Origin of the sequence: Agathobaculum sp. (assembly GCF_050946325.1) — a bacterium.
Taxonomy (GTDB): domain Bacteria; phylum Bacillota; class Clostridia; order Oscillospirales; family Butyricicoccaceae; genus Agathobaculum.
On sequence record NZ_JBMNUP010000126.1, the window covers coordinates 1 to 5,562 of the forward strand.

At 54.4% G+C, this 5,562-nt stretch carries 5 protein-coding genes; all 5 read right to left on the bottom strand.

The features are described 5' to 3' along the window. Positions 1–917, bottom strand: a 917-nt coding sequence (locus tag ACOYIE_RS08835; RefSeq protein ID WP_433412418.1) for an NADH:flavin oxidoreductase/NADH oxidase, incomplete at its 3' end; no start/stop codon positions are given. A 39-nt stretch (positions 918–956) separates the two neighbouring features. Next, positions 957–2,027: an aspartate carbamoyltransferase gene (gene pyrB, locus ACOYIE_RS08840; protein ID WP_433412426.1), complete on the bottom strand. Its 1,071-nt coding sequence runs from the start codon at positions 2,025–2,027 to the stop codon at positions 957–959. A gap of 58 nt (positions 2,028–2,085) precedes the next feature. After that, positions 2,086–3,261: an ABC transporter permease gene (locus ACOYIE_RS08845; RefSeq protein WP_433412420.1), complete on the bottom strand. Its 1,176-nt coding sequence runs from the start codon at positions 3,259–3,261 to the stop codon at positions 2,086–2,088. After that, positions 3,258–4,214 (bottom strand): efflux RND transporter periplasmic adaptor subunit, encoded by a 957-nt coding sequence (locus ACOYIE_RS08850; protein WP_433412422.1) that lies wholly within the window; start codon positions 4,212–4,214, stop codon positions 3,258–3,260. The genes ACOYIE_RS08845 and ACOYIE_RS08850 overlap by 4 nt, the downstream gene beginning before the upstream one ends. 75 nt (positions 4,215–4,289) lie before the next feature. Next, the coding region (radA, locus tag ACOYIE_RS08855) for a DNA repair protein RadA (RefSeq protein WP_433412424.1) at positions 4,290–5,562 on the bottom strand (1,273 nt) is incomplete at its 5' end.

Consider the following 5,562-nt stretch of genomic DNA (forward strand, 5'->3'; position numbering starts at 1 on the left):
GCAACCAGATCCGCACGCTCATTCCCAAGAATTTCTTCAATCAGCCGCGGTTCAACAATCAGGCCCACTGTAATCACCGGCAACCCCACATTCTTCCGCAGGTATTCCGCTGCTTTCAGCTGATAGCCCGGATACAGTTTGGACGGAGGTGCAGGAATGACGCCGCCTGTACTCACATCCACCACATCAATATAGGGTTTCAGGCAGCGGAGCACTTCCGCCATCTGTTCCGGATGCATGCCGTCGGATGCATAATCCTCTGCCGAGATGCGCAGCAAAACCGGTTTATCTTCCGGCCACACCTCATGCACAGCTTTCAGCACTTCAATTACGAAGCGGCAGCGGTTTTCCACCGATCCGCCGTAACAATCCGTGCGCTGATTGGTTAACGGAGAAAGAAACTCGCTCAGCAGATAGCCATGCGCGGCATGAATTTCAACGGCGTCAAAGCCAATATCCGCAGCCCGCTTTGCCGCTGCGCGGAAGGCGTCCACAGTTTCCTGCATATCAGCCTCCGTCATCTGCTGGGGGACGCGTGCGTTTTCATCAAATGCAACAGCGCTTGGCGCATGGATAAACGGCTCCGCCTTTGCCTCACATTTTCGGCCCGCATGGTTGAGCTGAATCGCCATTTTTGCGCCCTGCTCCTGGCATGCAGCAACAATGGGCGCCAGTGCCTTTGCCTGCTCATCATTCCATAAGCCCAGGCAATGGTCGGAAATACGTCCGCGCGGCAGTACGCCAGTGGCTTCCATCACAATCAATCCAGCGCCGCCCACTGCGCGCGCTGTGTAATGCGAAAAATGAAACGGGGATGCGATACCGTCTTCCCCTGCGCAGTACATACACATCGGGGGCATTACAATACGGTTGCGTACCTGCATATTCTTAACAGAAAACGGGGTAAATAAATTCATGATAAGCCTTCCTTTCTTAACGATCCGGTGTACTTCTACTTACAAAATACGCTCCAGCACACCGTCACAATATGGGCAGCGGCCTCCGACGGTGCCTTCCAGCGGCAGATACCGCTCCGTTTGGGTAATACACTTATGGTTGGAACACTTCACGCCATGCGCGCCAATCGGCTGGTGTCCAGCCCGCTGGAACGGCAGTTTGGACAACGTCAGCAGCAGCGCCATGCGGCCAAACATACCGAAACGCGCCTGTCGAAAATATACTGCACGCGGGTCATCGTCTACATCCTGTGCAATCTCATCCACACGCGGCAGCGGATGCAGCACAAGCATATCCTTCTTTGCATGTCTGAGCTTGTCCGCTGTCAGCCGGTAATTGCCCTCCAGATTTTCATATTCCTGCGTGGTAACAAAGCGCTCTCTCTGAATTCTCGTCATGTACAGCACATCCAGTTCGGGAAGCACGGTATCAATACTCGCTGCCTCGCAGAAAGGCATGTTGTGCTCCTTGAGGAACTGAATCATATAATCCGGCAGTTTCAGCGCGTCCGGCGCAATCAGGTATATTTGCACATTGCGGTATCGCGCCAGAAAATGGATCAGCGAATGCACGGTGCGGCCGTATTTCAAATCGCCGCACAGACCGATTTTCATATCATCCGCAGACCCGCGCAAACGCAGAATTGTGACCATATCCGTCAGCGTCTGTGTTGGATGCAGATGCCCGCCGTCACCGGCATTGATCACCGGCACAGAAGAATACATGGATGCCGCCTTGGCTGCCCCTTCGCGCGGATTACGCATCACAATCAAATCCGCATAGCTCGACACCATGCTGATCGTATCCTTCAAGGTCTCTCCTTTGGCGGTGGAAGAGGAATTGGGGTCAGAAAAACCGACCACACTGCCTCCAAGCCGCATCATTGCTGTGGAAAACGACAAATTGGTGCGGGTTGAAGGCTCATAAAACAGACTGCCCAATACCTTGCCGCGGCAGGCATCCGTATATCCTTCCGGGCGGTCAATTATATTATTTGTCAGCTTGTAAAGATCGGAAAACTCCTTTTCCGTCAGGTCGCTGAGGTCAATGATATGGCGCATGTTGCACAGACCTTTCTTATTCTGTTTTATGCTTATTTTATCATATTGCCACTCAAAAGGAAAGGCCTTATTTGCTCATGGCCGCAACGGGGTCAAGCCGCGCAGCATATACTGCCGGCATCAGCCCTGCGCCTGCACCGCACACAGCTGAAAGCAGGAGCAGCGCTATGCAATACCCCCACCCCGGCAGCAGCAGAGAGGCGCCAAAATACAACACAGCGCCTGCCGTCATTAAGCCGCTGCCGCCGCCTACGGCACATATCAAAAGGGATTGCAGCAAAAACAGGCGTCTGATATCGCGCGGCTGCGCACCAAGCGCAAGAAAAACGCCGATTTCTTCTGTTTTTTCATAAGTCGCAGCCAACATGCTGCAAAGCACGCCGATCAGCGCCACGCACAACGTAATAACGCCAATTAATAAAAAGAGCGTCGAAGACAGGTCCGCCATATGCCGTACCGTATCAACCATTCCACTTATATTCTGCACACGCACAGTACCGCTTATTGGCCCGCGTCTGCTGAAATAGCGCGTGATCTGCCCGCTGACCGCTGTCAAATCAGCATCCGCTGCACATCGTACAAAAATTTGGTCTGCCCTGTCCTGCTGCCCTGCAAGACACGGATATGGAAGATATACCAAATGCGGCGCTACCGCAGACAGTACGCCGCCAAAGGCCCCTGTCTGCGACCGAACAACGCCGCAAACCGTAAAAACCTGTTCTGCTCCGTTCAAACGAATATGCATTTTCTGCCCCACAACATTCGCCCGCCCATAGAGTGTTTCTGCAAGATCATCTCCAATGACCGCCACCTGCCGTGCAGACTCTGCCTGATGTTGTGTGAGCAGGGTCCCAGCCATCACCTCAAACTGCATGACCTGTCCCATTCGGCCGTCTGCTCCCACAAAAACCGCATTCTCCGTTGTATGCCCGACACGCACACTGCCTGTTTTGGCTTTGACTGGCATTGCACGCTCCACTGCTGCAACCGCCTGCTCCATTGCATCTGCCGCCGCGACCGACAGCGCGCCCTCTGTTCCCGCGCCGTCCAGATAGACTGACAGTCCACCCACTCCGATGGTCTGCAGCCCTGCTTCCACCTGACTGCGTCCAAACAAGCCGATAGAGGAAATCAGCAGCAAGGCGCCGGTTCCAACTGCAACCGAGAGCGCACACAAAAGAGTGCGCACCGGATTTACACGAAGGTTGGCCCCTGCCAAGCGAAACAAATCGCCCACTCTCATACCGCCACCTCAACCCGCACGCCAGACGCAAGGCTCTCTGCCGGGGATAAAACAACCTGCTCATCCCCCTCTAATCCCTCGACAATTTCGACCACGTTTTCCAGCATATATCCCGTGGAAACTGCGCGCTGCACAGCCTTACCATGTTCTATACAGAACACATATTCCTGTTCGCCGCGCTGGCACACCGCTTCGTGCGGCACCACTACGGCCTGTTCATGAAGATCGGTAAACACTTTAACAGAAACCGAATACCCTGGCCGCAGTGCGGCAACGCTGCCGCGCAGCGGTAAAATTGCCTCTACGGTTGCCGCCGCAGAAGCACCTGTCAAGCTGATTGCACGCACAGCAACCGGTGAAATGCTGCTGACAACCGCGCTGTACGAACGCCCTGACACCGCAGGGGCGGTGACATTGGCCTGCTGCCCGCAGGCCATCGCCCCCGCATACAGCTCGGGCACCTCTGCCCGAATTTGCAACTGCTTTAATTCTGCAAGCTGTACGCAGGGCAGACCGGCAAATACACGCTGTCCTGCTGCGGGCAGCGATACAACAGTTCCATCTTGCGGTGCGTAAATTGCAATATCCGAGTTGGCAGCAACATTTTTATGCGCCATTCCTTTTATTGCACGCCAAACGTTCTGGAGCTCTTCTGCATATTCACCGTCTGCATCCGCCTGCGATAACGTACACAGCAGATCCCCTTTTTCCACCCGCTGCCCCATATTTACCATAACCTGCTGTACCACCGCATCCGCTATCGGACTTACGGTAACGCTTTCCGTTGCCTCAACCGTGCCGGGCACGGTCACACTGTTGTAAATATCATGCACAGCAGCCATCCCTGCGCTGACGGGAACAGGCTCCGGCGCCCGATTGCGCCATGACCACCACGCCATCACTGTCAGCAGTGCCGCTGTCCCCAATAATACAACCCTCGCCTGCTTTTCCATAAAACACCGGCCTCCCTGCCGCAAACTGAACATAGTTTTAGCAGAAAGACCGGTTTTACTCGTGGAAATTTGTACTTACAGCACGGCGCGAATCGCATCCCCTATAGTTTTCACGCGCACAATATTCATTTTACTGGTCAATTCACTGTCCACATCCTGCATTGGCATAATGCAGGTATGGAACCCAAGACGGTATGCCTCGTTAATACGCTGCGCCGCACCGGAAACTGCACGCATTTCACCTGTCAGGCCAATTTCGCCAAAGCTCATCACGCCTTCAGGCAATGGCTTGTCCCGAAAGCTGGAAGCAATGGCCAGCGCCATCGGCAGGTCGACAGCCGGTTCATCCAGCCGCATGCCGCCCACCACGTTCACATAAACATCAGACGAGGACAGAAACAGTCCGCACCGCTTTTCCAGAATTGCCAGCAGCAAAACCATCCGGTTATAGTCAACGCCTGCGGCTGTCCGCCGCGGAACGCCAAACTGTGTTTTTGCTGCCAGCGCCTGTATTTCGGCCAGCAGCGGACGGCTTCCTTCCACCACGCAGGCAATACAGTTGCCTGACGCGCCTTGCGGATGTCCGGCAAGCATCGCTGCAGAAGGATTCTGCACTTCCAGCAGACCGTGTCCGCTCATCTCAAACACACCAATCTCGTTTGTTGAGCCATAGCGGTTTTTAGCCGCACGCAGACAGCGGAACGGACCTGCGCTTTCTCCCTCAAAGTACAGCACACAGTCCACCATATGTTCCAACATTTTCGGGCCTGCCAAAGTTCCTTCCTTGTTGACATGACCGACAATAAAAATTGTCACATTACGATTCTTTGCATACTGCATCAGGCTCATCGCGCACTCCTTGATTTGCGCAGCGCCGCCCGGCGCGCCGGTTAAATCGCGTTTGTATACTGTCTGAATCGAGTCTACAATCAAAATATCCGGTTCCATCAGCTCTGTTTCATGAAGGATCTGTTCCATATCCGTTTCTGAAAGGATATATAGTCCCGGAGACGAAATATGCAAACGCGCTGCACGCAGCTTGATCTGACGCAGCGATTCCTCGCCCGATACATACAGCACCCGTGCATTTTTACACATTTCCTGGCACATCTGCATCAGCAGCGTCGATTTGCCGATCCCCGGCTCACCGCCAACCAGCACGAACGACCCATGAACCGCGCCGCCGCCCAGTACGCGGTCCAATTCACCGATTCCAGAGTGAAAGCGGGTCTCGTCCGCGCTCTCAATTTCACTCAGGCGCGTTGGACGGGAGGCGCTGCGCTGAAAAGCATTTGTCCCGCGCGCAGCTGATTCGGGCTGCACTTTGAATTCGCTCATCGTATTCCAT